This window comes from Shewanella sp. 2_MG-2023 (assembly GCF_030548905.1).
GTDB lineage: Bacteria > Pseudomonadota > Gammaproteobacteria > Enterobacterales > Shewanellaceae > Shewanella > Shewanella electrodiphila.
In genome coordinates, this window is the sequence record NZ_JAUOSO010000002.1 from 73,500 (window position 1) to 89,720 (window position 16,221).

General features: G+C 40.5%; 16 protein-coding genes and 1 tRNA gene. 8 read left to right on the forward strand and 9 right to left on the reverse strand.

Annotated features, from left to right (window positions below; genetic code table 11):
- Window positions 1-632: 632 nt before the first annotated feature.
- Window positions 633-723, reverse strand: a tRNA-Ser gene (locus tag Q4600_RS02625).
- Between the two features lie 81 nt (window positions 724-804).
- Window positions 805-2,082 carry a purine nucleoside transporter PunC gene (gene punC / locus Q4600_RS02630; protein ID WP_102526181.1) on the reverse strand — a complete coding sequence of 426 codons (1,278 nt, stop codon included), beginning with the start codon at window positions 2,080-2,082 and terminating at the stop codon, window positions 805-807.
- A 126-nt stretch (window positions 2,083-2,208) separates the two neighbouring features.
- Here punC and punR point away from each other — a divergent pair, with 126 nt between their 5' ends.
- The 6 genes from punR (at window position 2,209) to Q4600_RS02660 (ending at window position 5,635) form a co-directional block, all read left to right on the forward strand.
- A complete protein-coding gene (gene punR, locus Q4600_RS02635; protein ID WP_102526182.1) occupies window positions 2,209-3,111 on the forward strand; it encodes a DNA-binding transcriptional activator PunR in 903 nt (300 codons plus the stop codon).
- A 355-nt stretch (window positions 3,112-3,466) separates the two neighbouring features.
- On the forward strand, window positions 3,467-4,129 hold the full coding sequence (locus Q4600_RS02640; RefSeq protein WP_102526183.1) for a Bax inhibitor-1 family protein: 663 nt from the start codon (window positions 3,467-3,469) through the stop codon (window positions 4,127-4,129).
- A 97-nt stretch (window positions 4,130-4,226) separates the two neighbouring features.
- Window positions 4,227-4,616, forward strand: coding sequence for a sulfurtransferase complex subunit TusD (gene tusD / locus Q4600_RS02645; protein WP_102526184.1), 390 nt, complete (start codon window positions 4,227-4,229; stop codon window positions 4,614-4,616).
- 37 nt (window positions 4,617-4,653) lie between these two features.
- Window positions 4,654-5,010 carry a sulfurtransferase complex subunit TusC gene (gene tusC, locus Q4600_RS02650; RefSeq protein WP_102526185.1) on the forward strand — a complete coding sequence of 119 codons (357 nt, stop codon included), beginning with the start codon at window positions 4,654-4,656 and terminating at the stop codon, window positions 5,008-5,010.
- A 2-nt stretch (window positions 5,011-5,012) separates the two neighbouring features.
- A complete protein-coding gene (tusB, locus tag Q4600_RS02655; protein ID WP_102526186.1) occupies window positions 5,013-5,303 on the forward strand; it encodes a sulfurtransferase complex subunit TusB in 291 nt (96 codons plus the stop codon).
- Entirely contained in the window at window positions 5,297-5,635 is a 339-nt protein-coding gene (locus tag Q4600_RS02660; RefSeq protein ID WP_102526187.1) for a TusE/DsrC/DsvC family sulfur relay protein, read from the forward strand. The genes tusB and Q4600_RS02660 overlap by 7 nt, the downstream gene beginning before the upstream one ends.
- Window positions 5,636-5,827: 192 nt before the next feature.
- Here the strand turns inward: Q4600_RS02660 and Q4600_RS02665 are convergent, their stop codons facing one another.
- From Q4600_RS02665 to lrp, 7 genes are all read right to left on the reverse strand, one after another.
- A complete protein-coding gene (locus Q4600_RS02665) occupies window positions 5,828-6,508 on the reverse strand; it encodes a hypothetical protein (RefSeq protein ID WP_303514459.1) in 681 nt (226 codons plus the stop codon).
- Window positions 6,509-6,655: 147 nt separating this feature from the next.
- Entirely contained in the window at window positions 6,656-7,942 is a 1,287-nt protein-coding gene (serS, locus tag Q4600_RS02670; RefSeq protein WP_102526189.1) for a serine--tRNA ligase, read from the reverse strand.
- Between the two features lie 18 nt (window positions 7,943-7,960).
- On the reverse strand, window positions 7,961-8,338 hold the full coding sequence (gene crcB / locus Q4600_RS02675; protein WP_102526271.1) for a fluoride efflux transporter CrcB: 378 nt from the start codon (window positions 8,336-8,338) through the stop codon (window positions 7,961-7,963).
- Between the two features lies 1 nt (window position 8,339).
- The gene (locus Q4600_RS02680) at window positions 8,340-9,671 is read right to left on the reverse strand and encodes a replication-associated recombination protein A (protein ID WP_248955823.1); all 1,332 of its coding nucleotides are present in this window, start codon (window positions 9,669-9,671) and stop codon (window positions 8,340-8,342) included.
- A gap of 8 nt (window positions 9,672-9,679) precedes the next feature.
- A complete protein-coding gene (gene lolA, locus Q4600_RS02685) occupies window positions 9,680-10,318 on the reverse strand; it encodes an outer membrane lipoprotein chaperone LolA (RefSeq protein WP_229369512.1) in 639 nt (212 codons plus the stop codon).
- Window positions 10,319-10,422: 104 nt separating this feature from the next.
- On the reverse strand, window positions 10,423-13,293 hold the full coding sequence (locus Q4600_RS02690; protein ID WP_303514449.1) for a DNA translocase FtsK: 2,871 nt from the start codon (window positions 13,291-13,293) through the stop codon (window positions 10,423-10,425).
- A 253-nt stretch (window positions 13,294-13,546) separates the two neighbouring features.
- Window positions 13,547-14,053, reverse strand: a complete 507-nt coding sequence (gene lrp / locus Q4600_RS02695) for a leucine-responsive transcriptional regulator Lrp (protein ID WP_055026025.1) — start codon at window positions 14,051-14,053, stop codon at window positions 13,547-13,549.
- Between the two features lie 179 nt (window positions 14,054-14,232).
- On the opposite strand from lrp, the gene ald reads away from it, so the two are divergent.
- Both ald and Q4600_RS02705 read left to right on the forward strand, forming a co-directional pair.
- A complete protein-coding gene (gene ald / locus Q4600_RS02700; protein ID WP_102526193.1) occupies window positions 14,233-15,348 on the forward strand; it encodes an alanine dehydrogenase in 1,116 nt (371 codons plus the stop codon).
- A gap of 451 nt (window positions 15,349-15,799) precedes the next feature.
- On the forward strand, window positions 15,800-16,219 hold the full coding sequence (locus Q4600_RS02705; protein WP_248955819.1) for a secondary thiamine-phosphate synthase enzyme YjbQ: 420 nt from the start codon (window positions 15,800-15,802) through the stop codon (window positions 16,217-16,219).
- Window positions 16,220-16,221 lie beyond the last annotated feature (2 nt).

Here is a 16,221-nt window from a genome sequence, read left to right on the forward strand (position 1 = left end):
GCGGAAATATATCGTATTTTTGAAAGAGGAACCCACGTTAATGCGCTACAAACCTTTTAATTCTCTTGCCGAACTCACTCAATTTCCATATTTAGAAAAGCCCGCTACTTTAAGTAGCGGGCTTTTCTAAATATGGCGGAGATATAGCGTATTTTTGAAAGAGGAACCCTACATTGATGAACTACAAACCTATGTTGTTTTATATATTAAATTCTAGATAGCAAAAAGCCCGCTAATAAATTATCGGGCTTTTCTTAAATATGGCAGAGAGATAGCGTATTTTTGAAAGAGGAACCCTACGTTAATGCGCTACAAACCTTTTCAGTGAAACTTAATATTCCACAAAGCAAAAATCCCGTTACTTTGCAGTAACGGGATTTTCTAAATATGGCGGAGAGATAGCGTATTTTTGAAAGAGGAACCCTACATTGATGAACTACAAACCCATGTTTAATTATAAATACACAAGAACGAAAAAAGGCTCATCATTTCTGATGAGCCTTTCGTCTTTAATATGGCGAAGAGATAAGGAGTTGAACCCTACATTGATGAACTACAAACCTATGTTGTTTTATATATTAAATTCTAGATAGCAAAAAGCCCGCTAATAAATTAGCGGGCTTTTCTAAATGTGGCGGAGAGATAGGGATTTGAACCCTAGATGGGCTACAAACCCATGCCGGTTTTCAAGACCGGTGCATTCGACCACTCTGCCATCTCTCCGAACGCCGAGAATAATAATGTCCTCGACGTTTTCTGTAAAGCATAACTTTACATAAAACTTACCGTTTGCTTAAGATGGCATCACTCTGCTGAATTTTTATCAGCATAGGCGCTAATTCGAGCAGGATCTGGCTTTACAAAACATTGTTTAACTGAAGTCCAGTTATCATGCTTTGATAATAAGTAGCCCAAATACACGCCTACAGCACTTAATGACACCCCTAAACCAATGGTCATTTCAGCATATTGGGCTAACAGAGCCACAATACTCGATGCACCAAATGCCATACCAATTTGAATAAAGTTCTGTAAACCAGCCGCCTTAGTCGCATTTTTACTGAATTGCTGCAGCGCATTGTTCACTACGATAGGATAAATTGCACCGTTACCAGCAGCTAAAATTGAAAAAGCGATCAGTAATGGGTAAATGCTTTCAATTTTCATAACTAATGTCACGATAGCAATTGCAGCAACACACACAAAGAACAGCGCTAATACATACTTAAGTGCTGTCGGTGCGCCAAGCTTTTTCACCAACACCTTGCTCATGTAGCCACCTACAATGAACATAATGGTTTGAGGAATAAAGCTTAAGCCAATGGCCTGCGCTTCATAACCGTACTTGATCATTACACTTGGCCAAACCGTTAAATAACTGAAGAAAGCAGCGGAACAAGCGCCAAAAATGACCACATTACCTAGATAATGCGTATTTTTTAAAATCGACTTGTAGCTAATGCTCTCTTGTACTTCCGCTTGCTTGGTCTCAGCCGCGACTAACCACTTAGTTAATACAATTAATAACAATGCAATAATCACCAATGTGATAAAGACAGCACGCCAGCCAAAATTACTGACAATTGATGCACCTATCAGTGGTGCAACTGCTGGTGAAAGTGCAACAAGCGGCATAATGTTTGAAAATATTTTCTGTGCTTTTTCAGCATCATATTTTTCAACCACAATCGCTTGCCAAATCACGCCAGCACTACATGCACCCAACGCTTGAAAAAATCGCGCAATATTAAGCATCACAATTGATTCACTAGCAACGATCGCGCCGCTGGCCGCTGCAAACAATGCAAGACCGATGATTAATGCTTTTTGCTTACCTACTTTTTCAACTAGTGGGCCATATAATAATTGCCCTAGCGCTAAGCCTGCCAAAAAGGTGGTTAATGAAAAGGCCACATTATTTAAGCTAGTAGAAAATGAATCTGCAATATTCTGAAATGCAGGTAAATACATATCTGTAGCAATAAAGCCCAGCATACTCAGTAAAGCGAGGTAACCTAACAAAATAAAGTACTGCAAATTTGCAGACTTTGAATTAGTGGTAATGGATGATGCATTGTTCATGTAAAAAGGTATTCCAAGTTGAGACTATTAAAAACTGCGTGCAGTCTAATGACTTGCAAAAACTTTGTGAAACGTTTACTTTTGATGACTGCATTCATAATTTTTCATAGCAAAGGATAGCCCTTCATGCTTTCAGAACAAGCCTTGGAAATGATAGATATAGTCGCGCGTGTCGGTAGTTTCACCGCTGCGGCCAATCAATTACACAAAGTTCCATCAGCCGTCAGTTATGCCGTTAAACAAATAGAAGACGAACTTGGTGTCATTTTGTTTGAAAGGCATCATCGAAGTGTAAGCTTAACTGAACCGGGTAAACACTTCGTGCAACATGCAAGAGAACTACTAGCTGAAATGAACGACTTAAAGCGCAGTACTCAGCGTGTCGCAAATGGCTGGCAGCCTACTTTGTCCATTGCACTAGATAATATTGTCCGTGCAGATAGGATCAGCGTATTAATCGCCGACTTCTACCGCCACTTTAGCGATGTAGAACTTATCATCCGCATTGAAGTCTTCAATGGGGTTTGGGAAGCATTGGCAACAGGTCGAAGTGACATTGCCATTGGCGCAACCACAGCTATTCCTGTCGGTGGCGTTTTTCAATATAAAGACATGCGCGACATTGAATGGGCGTTCTTGGTCAGTAAAAATCATCCTCTGGCCGATATTGAAACACCGCTTTCAGATGATGAACTACGTCAGTACCCTTCTATTTGTCTTGAAGATACGTCGCGAGAAATCCCAAAACGCACGACATGGTTATTAGATAATCAGCGACGTTTGGTCGTGCCAGACTGGATCCGCGCAATTAACTGTTTCAGGGATGGTTCAGGCATTGGCTATATGCCGCTGAACCTTGCTAAACCGTTTATTCAATCAGGTTCGTTAATTTCTAAAACACTTGAGAACCCAAAGAATGCCAGCCCTTGCTGTTTAGCATGGAACCAAGAAAAGATGTCTCCGGCATTGGAATGGGTATTAGATTATCTAGGTGATACAGATAAACTGCATCGAGAGTGGTTAGCGTAAACGACGAAATTGCTTATGTCTCATTTTTATCAATTAATTAAGCCAGTTATTCAATTGTAATGAGCCAAATGTCAGATTTAATGTTCAGTTAAGCTAATTTTTTAACAATGGCATTATTATCATTGGATTTAGCGTGATCCAATTTGCCTTTTAATAAGCCTTTTTTAGGTAATCAGGTGAGTTAGCTCTCTGATTTACACAATATTTATTGTTCCTGATGCAATTCGTTTACGAAGATTACTTTAAGCTGTAGTAAAGCTCAGGTATCATCAACTTAAGTCATTAGTAATTTATCAGTATGTTCCAAAGCTTTCTAATATAGGAACATCATTTTTTTAACGTCTTGGAGACTGTTATGAATCAACAAACTTTGTCGGGCCAACAAGCTACGACGATGGAAACCAACAAACTCATTAAAAACACTTACATGTTATTGTCCATGACATTAGCATTTGCAGCTGTAATGGCTGGTGTTGCAATGGCGATGAACATCGGTCCTTTCATGTCTATCGGTCTATCACTAGGCAGTATCGTAGTCATGATGGTTACCTTGAAAAAAGCCGATAATGCTTCGGGTTTAGCTTGGGTTTTCGCATTTACAGGTATGCAAGGTGCATCACTAGGTTACATTCTTAACCATTATGTTGGTATGGCGAATGGCCCAGAGCTTATTATGCAAGCCTTTGGTTTAACCTCAGTCATCTTTATCTCATTATCAGCATACGCAATCACCACTAAGAAAGACTTTAACTTTATGGGTGGTTTCTTATTTGCTGGTTTACTTGTGGTTATTGGTCTTTCTTTAATCAACATGTTCTTTGTAAACAGCGGCGCGATGTTTATGGCACTGCAAGCTGCTGTAGCGATGATTATGGTTGGTTTAATCCTTTATGATACAAGCCGTATCGTAAATGGTGGCGAAACAAACTATATTCGCGCAACAATCTCATTATTCTTAAACTTCATTAACTTATTCATGGCCCTACTACACTTGTTAGGCATGGGTAACGATGATTAATCAGTGAGTATCGGTATTAATCACTTATTTATGACCTTGTGATTAATCAGCTAACTACGCTAAAATGGCTCCCTTACAGGAGCCATTTTTTATTGTTATGAATAAATTTATTATCCAAGTTAATGGCACAGTTTATGGCTCTACCGCCAGTTTCCGCGCCCTTCGTTTTACTGAAAGCGTTTTGTCTTTGGGTCATCAAGTCAGTCATGTTTTCTTTTATCAAGATGGTGTGATGAACAGTAGCGCTTTAATTTGTCCCGCCTCTGACGAGCATGATTTACATCGAGCTTGGACTAAACTCGCTACTGAACATAATCTACATCTTGTTAATTGTGTTTCTGCTGCCTTAAGGCGTGGGGTTTTGTCGGCACAGGATGCAAACGAAAACCGTAAAGATGCTTTCAACGCCAGTGACAAATTCACAATGGGCGGACTCGGTGAACTCGTTACCGGTATTGAACAATCAGATAGATTGATTTGTTTCTAATGATCAAATATAGCGGTAAGACAAAGGTACTCAGTTAATGAAAAAAGTATGTGTCATCTTTAGACATAGCCCAATTGGCAATACTTCAAGTCGCGAAGGACTCGATTTTGCCATGTTAAGTGCAAGCTTTGAGCAAGAAGTCAGTGTGGTATTTACTGATGAAGCGGTTTTACACTTATTGCCTGAACAGCAGCCTGAACTCGTCGGCAGTAAGGACTATTTAGCCACTTTTAAAGCGCTTAGTTTATATGATATTGACACTGTTTTGGTTTGCCAAGAATCTGCGAAACAATTTGGTTTAAAAGAAAGTGAATTTAATTTTGAAGCTGAAATGGCGAGTGTCAAACAGATACAGCTATTAATTCAGCAGGCAAATGAAGTGGTGGTCTACTAACTATGATATTGCACCATATTCAAAGCTCAGTAACGGCTGATAACGCCCTTAACACTTGTTTACGTTACATTGATGCTCAAGACAGCATTTTACTCGCTGACGATGCGCTAAATTGTTTACTCAATACTCAATGGCAACAACGTTTGGCTGATTTCAAACTGTATGTGTTAATTGAAGACATTGAAGCCAGAGGCTTAAGCGAGCGTTTACCTCAATCAGCCAATATCTCAATCATTGATTATGACCAGTTTGTACTGGCTACATTGCAACACACTAAGGTGATCACTTGGTAGAATCATTTGAATTTAACGGTCAACACATTGAAGTTGACGCTAAAGGTTATTTAAAAAATTACACAGACTGGTCGCCAGAAATGGCGCCAACATTGGCAGCAACAGAAGAGATTGAACTCACCGAGCAACATTGGGAAGTGATTAATTTTGTTCGAAATTTTTACTTAGAGTTTAAAACCAGTCCTGCAATACGTGTATTGGTTAAGGCTATAGGTCAGTCATTAGGGGCTGATAAAGGTAACTCTAAATACTTGTATACCCTTTTTCCTGTCGGACCTGCTAAACAGGCAACTAAGATAGCTGGGTTACCAAAACCTGCTAAATGTATCTAATTTTACAGTAGAAAAGAAACACTGCTCTTATCTTACTTTACTCAATTTGGGTAACTTTAGTCACTTTACTCAATTAAGGTCACTTTAGTTGAATACGACCTAGAGACATTAGGTTTGAATAAATTGAGATAAGAGCAAGTTAAATTAATAACAATTAGCTTTAAAGTTAAACAATTACCTTTAAGTTATCTTTTACTCTGGCAGGTGATCTCGCCCAGGTTTAATTAAGTCACTTTCTCCCACCGTTTTATCATTTAAAGCCAAGCCATAGTTTTCACGGCAATATGTACAAGGGCTCATTTTATTGATTAACCGACCTTTTTTAGTGTATTTACGAATATATGCATGGGATATGGTGACATTTTTACGGTTCAATAATGTATCGCTGCTAACTTTAGCTTTTAAATCATTGACCGCTGCATCTTCAGCACACATCACGTCATCTGCTCTGCCCCAACCAAAGATATGTTCACCCTTATGATTAATATGTCTCGCCGCAACCCACGGGCCGCTATGGTACCCTGTTGGTTCACCATTGGGGTGGTAAGAAGGTTTATTGGCTAACTCATAGGGGATTAATTCAAGGGGGTCGGTTGGCACTATTTCACAGTTTTTATCTAGTGCAGAACTTGGATTTTTGGTGACAAAGAAATGATGATTATGACTCAATTTAACATCACAATAATGGTACCTAGGGTCAATTTCAATCACTGTCACTATAGATGCAGCAGTGCCACTTCTAGCAATGATACTTGCACTAACCGCCAAGTCACCAGCTAAAACCCATTGGTTATCAGATAACTTAAAGTAATGCGTTTTGTCGACATACATCTTTGTCGACATCTCATCTATGACATATTCGATTTCTAACATCTTCATCTTTACTTTTTAAGTTGTGGACAACAGCAAATGATATGTTGCCATAAAAAAACCAAACATGATGTTTGGTTTTTATTGTTTATCCCATTACCAAAGGGACTGTTAACCTTTGGCAATGCAGATGGCTATTAGCGTTATCTACTAAGCAATCTTTTCAAGTCCACGCATATACGGACGTAACGCTTCAGGAATAGTAATTGAGCCATCAGCATTTTGGTAGTTTTCAAGAATCGCTACCACTGTGCGCCCTACTGCCAAACCAGAACCATTCAGTGTATGTAAAAGCGTTGGCTTTTTATCATTAACACCGCGGTAGCGCGCTTGCATACGACGTGCTTGGAAATCTTTCATGTTTGAACAAGAAGAAATTTCACGGTAAGTGTTTTGCGCAGGTAACCATACTTCTAAATCATAAGTTTTAGCTGCGCCAAAGCCCATGTCGCCAGTACATAAGATCATAGTACGGTATGGAAGACCTAAACCTTGTAGTACTTTTTCAGCATGACCAGTCAATTCTTCAAGTGCTGCCATTGAATCTTCTGGCTTAACGATTTGAACAAGTTCTACTTTATCAAACTGATGCTGGCGAATTAAACCACGAGTATCACGACCGTAAGAGCCAGCTTCACTTCGGAAACAAGATGTTAATGCAGTCATTTTAAGAGGCAAATTCGCTTCTTCAACAATCGTGTCACGAACCATATTGGTTAATGGCACTTCAGCAGTAGGGATAAGGCTTAAGCCTTGTCCTTCTTCAGTCGCTGGTTTGGTGTGGAATAAGTCTTCACCAAATTTTGGTAATTGACCCGTACCCAGTAAGCTTTCTTCGTTCACTAATAACGGCACATACATTTCTGTATAGCCGTGATTTTCAGTATGAAGATCTAACATATACTGACCAACTGCACGGGTTAAACGCGCAATTTGACCTTTCATTACGATAAAGCGTGAGCCGGTAATTTTAACTGCGCTTTTAAAATCTAAGCCATCTAAACCTTCACCAAGGTCTAAATGATCTTTAACTTCAAAATCAAATTTAGTTGGCTCGCCCCATGTGCGCACTTCAACATTGTCATTTTCATCAGCGCCAGCAGGTACTGCATCATCAGGCAAGTTAGGCATGCTCATCGCAATACCATTTAACTCAGCTAATAACTCAGCTAGTTCAGTTTTCTTCGCATCCAGTTGAGAACCTAAATCCCCTACTTTTGCCATGATTTCACTAACATCTTCGCCACGAGACTTAGCTTGACCGATGGATTTAGAGATTGCATTACGGGACGCTTGTAATTCTTCTGTTTCCACTTGTAGCGACTTACGTTTTTCTTCTAAGGCAGTAAGACGGCTAACATCAAGGATAAAGCCACGTTTAGCTAAAAGCTCAGCTGTGACTTCAAGTTCGTTACGCAAAAATTTTGGATCTAACATGTTTTATATTCTTAATAGTTAAATGCGAGAAATTACTAGCTGCTGGCCGACATATACCATGAAAATACATAGCGTGACATTCAACAACACGTTGAGAATTGCTTTTAAGAAGAGTCCTTCTTGCATGAGCAATAATGTTTCATTGGAAAACGTTGAAAAAGTCGTTAACGCGCCTAATAGCCCAACACCAACCATGGCTTTCATTTCTGGGCTTAGGTGACTTGTTTCAAGACCGATGGCATAAACGATGCCCATCAAGAATGATCCCAATATATTGACTAACAGTGTACCAAAAGGGAAACTGCTTCCAAATAGCTGAAGCATTAAAATTGAAATAACATAGCGAAAAACTGCACCAATTGAGCCGCCAAGTGCCACAAACATGATATTGGTCAAGCTAATCATAGCGTTTTACCTCACTTGTTCTGTCAAGTTCAGCTAAATGGGCCAACTTATCCTTAATTCTTTTTTCAAAACCACGTTCAGTTGGATAATAAAACTGGCTTTGCTGCAGTGACTCAGGAAAATAATTTTCACCGGGTGCAAATGCACCAGGTTCATCATGAGCATAGCGGTATTCCGCGCCAAGCCCCATGTTTTTCATAAGCTGAGTCGGTGCGTTTCGTAAATGATCAGGTACTGACTCATGGCCAGTTTCTCTAGCAAGTGTTCGAGCCGCTTTAAATGCGGTATAGACAGCATTACTTTTGGGCGCGCTGGCTAAATAAACAATCGCTTGCGCAATGGCTCGTTCACCTTCTGCGGGCCCAACTCGGTGGAAACAATCCCAAGCATTGAGGGCAATATTCATTGCCGTTGGATCGGCATTACCAATGTCTTCAGAAGCGATCGCAAGCAGTCGCCTTGCAACATACAAAGGATCACCGCCGCCTTCTAAAATGCGGCAATACCAATACAGCGCAGCATCTGGCGATGAACCACGCACTGACTTGTGCACTGCTGAAATTAAATCGTAAAATTGATCGCCATTTTTATCGTATGCGGCCATCTGATGGCCAGCAACTTGAGTAAGCATCTCTTGGGTAAAGCTGTCATTGTCACTGACTAGGTCGCTCATTAACTCTAATAAGTTAAGTGCTTTGCGGGCATCTCCATCTGATGTGGCAGCTAATTGCTGCATAACATCATCTGGCATGTTGAAATGTCGCTTGCCAAAACCACGTTCAGTGTCAGTTAATGCTTGATTTATAATTTGAGCAATATCATCACCATCTAGGCGATTAATGAGATACACCCTTGCTCGTGACAATAATGCGTTATTGAGCTCAAACGATGGGTTTTCAGTCGTTGCACCAACAAAAATGACCGTGCCATCTTCAATAAACGGCAAAAATGCATCTTGTTGACTTTTGTTAAATCGATGTACTTCATCAACAAATAATAATGTGCGTTGACCACGACTTTGCGCAACTGCTTTTGCTTGCTCAATCGCAGCGCGAATTTCTTTAACCCCTGAGGTCACCGCAGAAATCCGCTCAACGTGAGCATTGGCATAATGAGCAACGAGTTCAGCTAGAGTGGTTTTGCCTGTGCCAGGCGGCCCCCATAAGAGCATTGAATGAGCACGATTGGCTTCAAGGGCTTGTCTTAACGGTTGGCCTTCACCAAGCAAATGGCTTTGACCAACGTATTCACTGATTTCCCTCGGGCGCATTCTGGCAGCTAAAGGACGAAAGTCGGGTGAGAAATCAAAGCCTAAGTTAGACACGGTAAACCTTATTGCGCAGGGCTATTACGTTGATCGTCTATATCAACGTTTGCCGGTACGACAAATTCAAACAATGATTGCTCATCTTCTGTCACACTGGCTTGATTGGTTAACATGAACTGACTGTGATTACCTTGCTCATCCAATAGATTAAAATCGGTTAGTTGAGTGTGATCAAAACAGACTTTTACCGTAACTACACTGCTTTCGAGTGATTTAGGTTTAATCATATAACAGGCTTTTCCTGACTCAGGCTCTACTTGACCAACATGGTATTGCGCCCAAGTTTCTTCATCTCTATGAACAAGTAAAGCAATCGGCGAAGCCTCGACAGCATCAGCAAAGTCCATCACGGTGACTTCTTCAGCAAATGGGTTAAATATCCACAAGTCTTGACCATCAGCGACAATTAAAGATTCATCCGGCTGAGTTAAATGCCAGTAGAATTTATTAGGATAAGCAAGGGCAAAAACGCCCTGGCCTGACTGAATGACTTTATCATTAATGTCGGTAACGACTTGGCTAAAGTCAGCTTTTAAAGATGCCAATGTTTTCAGTTTTTCACGTAGTTCTGCTGAATCATCAGCGTGAACCGGCGTAATAAACAGCGCCGTGATAATTGATAATAAACCAACACATTTTTTCATATTCTTTCCTACTACTTCTAAGAGCGTAATCGTTATTTCAATGTAGCATTTAGGCCTAACAAACTAAGATTAAACTTCGTTTAACGTTTGCTGACATTGTCTGATTAACCACGTGGTGGTGGCGGTGCTAACACTTCACGGTTACCATTATGACCTTGCGTGCTGACAATACCTTGTGTCTCCATCATTTCGATAATTCTGGCTGCGCGGTTGTAACCGATTTTAAATTTACGCTGAACACTGGAAATAGAGCCTCTGCGGGTTTCAGTAACAAAAGCGACAGCCTCATCATATAACTGATCAGTATCATCATCGGTTTCTGCGGTTTCACCAGGTAACAGCACTTGCTCACCATCACTAACGCCATTAAGAATTTCTTCGACATATTGCGGTTTACCACGGGCATGCCAATCGGCAACCACTTTATGTACTTCATGATCATCAATAAATGCACCATGCACACGAATAGGCACACTGGTACCTGGTGGCAAGTAAAGCATATCACCCATGCCTAGCAAGGTTTCAGCGCCTTGTTGATCTAAAATGGTACGTGAATCGATACGTGAAGATACCTGGAATGCTATACGAGTCGGTACGTTCGCTTTAATCAAACCTGTAATCACATCGACCGAAGGACGCTGAGTCGCTAAGATTAAATGGATACCAGCTGCACGTGCTTTTTGGGCAATACGGGCAATCAATTCTTCTACTTTTTTGCCGACAATCATAATCATGTCAGCAAATTCATCGACCACTACAACTATCGAAGGTAATTTATCTAACTCAGGTGCTTGTTCATCCATGCTTTCAGATGATTTCCATAACGGGTCTACAATCGGTGTTCCCGCTTCTTTTGCAAGTTTAATCTTGGTGTTGTAGCCCTTAAGATTACGCACACCTAATGCCGACATTAACTTATATCGGCGTTCCATCTCACCGACACACCAACGTAGTGCATTGGCCGCTTCTTTCATGTCGGTCACAACTTCACATAATAAATGTGGAATGCCTTCGTAAACTGATAGCTCAAGCATTTTCGGGTCAATCATGATGAAGCGTACGTCTTCTGGTCCCGACTTATACAAAATACTGGTGATCATCACATTCACACCAACTGACTTACCAGAGCCTGTCGTACCCGCAACCAGTAAATGCGGCATTTTGCCTAAATCAACGACCACTGGGTCGCCTGCAATATCTTCACCTAACACCATTGATAGATTTGACTGGCTTTCTTCAAAGGTTTTGCTGTCAAGTACATCGCGCATAAACACGGTTTCGCGGAACTTATTAGGTAACTCAAGACCCACATAAGCTTTACCTGGAATGACCTCTACGACACGGACACTTTCAGCTAGCAAAGAACGCGCTAAATCTTTAGACAAATTAGAAATTTTAGACGCTTTAACACCTGGAGCAAGCTCTAACTCAAACCGGGTCACAACAGGGCCTGGGAATACGCCAACAACATTGGCTACGATGTTAAAGTCAGCTAACTTGGTTTCCACTAAGCGAGCAACGATATCTAACTCATCTTTTGTGATTGGGTTTTCTTTTCGATCAGGGACATCAAGTAAGGTAATACTCGGTAAAGGCGGCATGGCAACACGTGGCTGACTCATAACAACCTGTGGCTCTTGTCCTGGAATTACCACGATACCTTCCGCTATATACGGTTTGTCTGAGGCTACTGGCGTTGTAGATTGCGCCGCATTCGTTTGCTGATGCTCAGTTAATTGCTTTTCACTTTCTTGGTCATCACTTTGCTGATTTTTAACTGCCGCAGCCATCACGGTTGCACCAATAGATGTCGTGCGTTCAAACTCATCGCCAAACTCGATACTTTCGTCATTAGTTTGCTGCGGATCTAATTGATTAGTATTTGTTAAATCAACTGCTGGCGCATCACCTGATGCAACCCATGGTTGGCTTGATTCATCTGCGGTGTTGTTAATGCTAACCTGAGGCTCTACCCTAGTTTGAGTTTGAGTTTGAGTTTGAGTTTGAGTTTCGCTATCAATTTCAGCATCTTGAGCATCATCTTGTGATTCTTCACGGCGTGGAATGATTTTAGACTTCATTCGTGCAAAAACAGATTGTTTGGCAGGCTCTTCTTCGTACTCATCGTCTGCTATGTGATTGTCAGTGTTGTCAGATACAACATCAAACTGCGGTTCTAACTTACCGCCATAATGACGTTCCGGTGCTTTTTCATTATTTGAAGGCTGTTTAATTGAAGGCTGTTCATTTGAGGATTGCACTTCACCATCAATCACATCCTCTTCTTCACTATTTTTGTCACGGCCTTGCTTAAACTTATCAACCACAGACATAAAGCCACGCGTGTCTTCAGTTTCATTTGAACCATTGAAATAACTTGGAAGACTGATCAGTTTCTTCACGCACCATATGGTGCCATAGCCTGTCGCTTCAATCACAGTTAACCAACTGATCCCTGTGGTTAATGTAAAACCAGCACCAATAAAGCACAGTAACAGTAATGTGGTACCCAGGTTGTTAAAGTACGGCAACATGGCTTGGCCAATAACGTCACCAGCAACACCACCGGCAGAAAAAACGTACATATCATCGGCATTCATACTGGCAAGCGCTGCTAATGCCAACACCATCAACATAAAACCAATGATCCTTAATCCCACAGAAAAGTAATCTATTTCAAATAATTTGTGAGTGCGATTAAAAATAAACCAACCAGTGGCCGCTATGATGACCGGAATTAAATAGGCAATAAAACCAAAGAAATAAAACAGCACATCGGCAGTCCAAGCCCCTACTGCGCCTGTAAGATTATTGATTTCACCTTGGAAATGAGACTGACTCCAGCCAGGATCACTAGGATCAAAACTGCTGAGCGCAAGAAGAATGTAGGTTGCTGTCATGCAACATATAATCAATCCACCTTCGAGAAGGCGTTGAAGGCCACTAAGTGTTTGAAGACTTTTTCCCTGAGACAAACGAAAACACCCGAATAAGAATTTAAGAAGAATGATAACAATAACAGAATATCATTGATGTTGCAGTGATTATGCAATGGCAATAAGCCAAGCTCAACCTAATGTTTTCAGATAGATGGATGCTTAACCAAAATTTAATTATCCATGAATCATTTGGTTACTTTTACACCGATAAGTGACATTTTTTAAGTGTGAACAAATTTTGGACAAAAAAATAAAGGGCAATGCCCTTTATTTTTATTGGTCAGAAAGTTTAGTAGCTATCCGCTAATAAATTTAATGCGACTTTATTAGTTTGTTTGACTTCTTCCATGACCACATAAGTACGAGTATCAGAAACTGATGGCAACTTAAGTAGTGTCTCACCTAATAAACGACGATATGCTGACATATCAGATACTCGAGTCTTCAATAAATAATCAAAGTCTCCAGATACTAAATGACATTCTTGAATATCATCGAGTAATTGAACCGCTTTGTTGAAGCGCTCAAAAATATCAGGCGTATCGCGTGTTAACGTGATTTCCACAAATACAAGTAAAGATGCACCAAGATAATGAGGGTTAACTAATGCAGTGTAGCCATTAATGTAACCTTGTTTCTCAAGACGCTTAACTCGCTCTAAACAAGGAGTAGGACTAAGCCCTACTCGTTTCGATAACTCCACGTTTGATATGCGACCATCAACTTGAAGTTCATTGAGGATATTACGGTCAATCCGATCTAAATCTTTTACAGAATTTTTTTTATTATTTGCCATATTATTAACCTTGCTTTAGCACAAAAACAACATATTCATCTTTTAATGTGTAAAGTTTAGCAGCATAAACTGCGTCTTGGGCACTATACTAGACTTCCCTGAAATAAGCACGTTCAGGCGAACGATTATAATAACAATTGAACTGTCAACAACGACAACTGATTAAATAGAGGCACAAAATGATTATTGGTATCCCTACTGAAATCAAAAACCACGAATACCGCGTAGGTATGGTTCCTTCAAGCGTTAGAGAACTAACGATTAAAGGTCATGATGTATTCGTACAATCCGATGCTGGTATTGGCATTGGTTTTACCAATCAAGATTTTATTGACGCTGGTGCTTCTATTCTAGAAACTGCCGCAGAAGTGTTTGCTCAGTCAGACATGATTGTAAAAGTTAAAGAGCCTCAAGCCATTGAACGCGCTATGCTGCGTGAAGATCAGATCCTATTTACATATCTGCATTTAGCACCTGATATGCCACAAACTGAAGACTTAATAAAAAGTAAATCAGTATGTATCGCTTATGAAACAGTGACTGATGATCGTGGTGGTTTACCACTACTTGCACCAATGTCAGAAGTGGCTGGTCGTATGTCAATTCAAGCTGGTGCTCGCGCCCTTGAAAAGTCATTAGGCGGCCGTGGTATGTTGCTTGGCGGTGTGCCAGGTGTTGAACCTGCCAAAGTGGTTATTATTGGCGGCGGCATGGTAGGTACAAATGCTGCACAAATGGCTGTGGGCATGGGCGCAGACGTAGTTGTACTTGACCGTAGCATTGATGCATTACGTCGTTTAAACGTTCAATTTGGCTCGTCAGTTAAAGCAATTTACTCAACTGCAGATGCGATTGAACGTCATGTCATTGATGCTGACTTAGTCATTGGCGGTGTATTAGTCCCTGGCGCAGCTGCGCCTAAATTGGTGACGCGTGACATGATTTCACGCATGAAACCTGGCAGTGCTATTGTTGATGTGGCTATCGACCAAGGTGGTTGTGTTGAAACATCTTACGCTACAACACACCAAGAGCCGACGTACATTGTTGATGATGTTGTTCACTATTGTGTGGCTAACATGCCGGGCGCTGTAGCCCGTACATCAACGTTTGCACTGAACAATGCAACCCTGCCATACATTCTTAAACTTGCTAATTTAGGCTATAAAAAAGCACTACTTGCTGACCAGCACTTACTGAATGGCCTTAACGTTATTCACGGTAAACTAGTCTGTAAAGAAGTGGCTGAAGCATTAGAGCTTGAGTTTACTGAACCAAAAATTATGCTTGGTTAATATTAAATAGGCCGTTAATTAACGTCGCTATTTTTAGTTTAAGAACCGCTCTTAGAGCGGTTTTTTTGTGCCTACCCTCTTTTCTTTTAAACTAAAGTTGAGATTAATCAACCACAAACAATTGCAACACTTTGTATCAATCGTTCGTTTTACACACAGCTTACACCTGTGTGCTGAATTTTTTACTACAATCAGACAGTCAATTTGGACTTTTTTAATACCTCGAAAAAAATCATCGTAAAATGACACGAATTCCCAAACACCACTCACAACCCACATATAACAAGGCTTTCAGCTAATGCAAGTCAATAAAAGGGACTGGAAAATAGATTTTAACAGCCAATAGCGTTTTATCCTGCTGAAATTTTTTATAGCAGTGTTTTTGACTGTTGGCGTTTTCACCAAAAATCTCTACAATTTGAGCCTAAATTAACGAAATAAAGAGAAGACAATGTGGTTTCAAAAACAAATAACCTTAACGGCTAAACCACGTGGATTTCATTTAGTGACTGATGAAATATTAAAGCAGATCCCTGAATTATCGAATTTTTCAATCGGGCTAATGCACGTGTTCTTACAACACACCTCAGCGTCTATCACAATTAATGAAAATGCCGATCCCAGTGTTAGGCAAGATTTTGAGTCTTACTTTAATATAACTGCGGCTGAAAATGAGCCTTACTATGTGCACACCTATGAAGGTAGTGATGACATGCCTGCACATTTAAAATCGAGCCTATTAGGTTGTGAGCTGTCGATTCCAATTAGTGATGGTCAATTAGCGGTAGGAATGTGGCAAGGGATCTATCTTGGCGAGCATCGTAATCATGGCGGTCAGCGACATATGGTGATTACAATTCAAGGTGAGTAGTG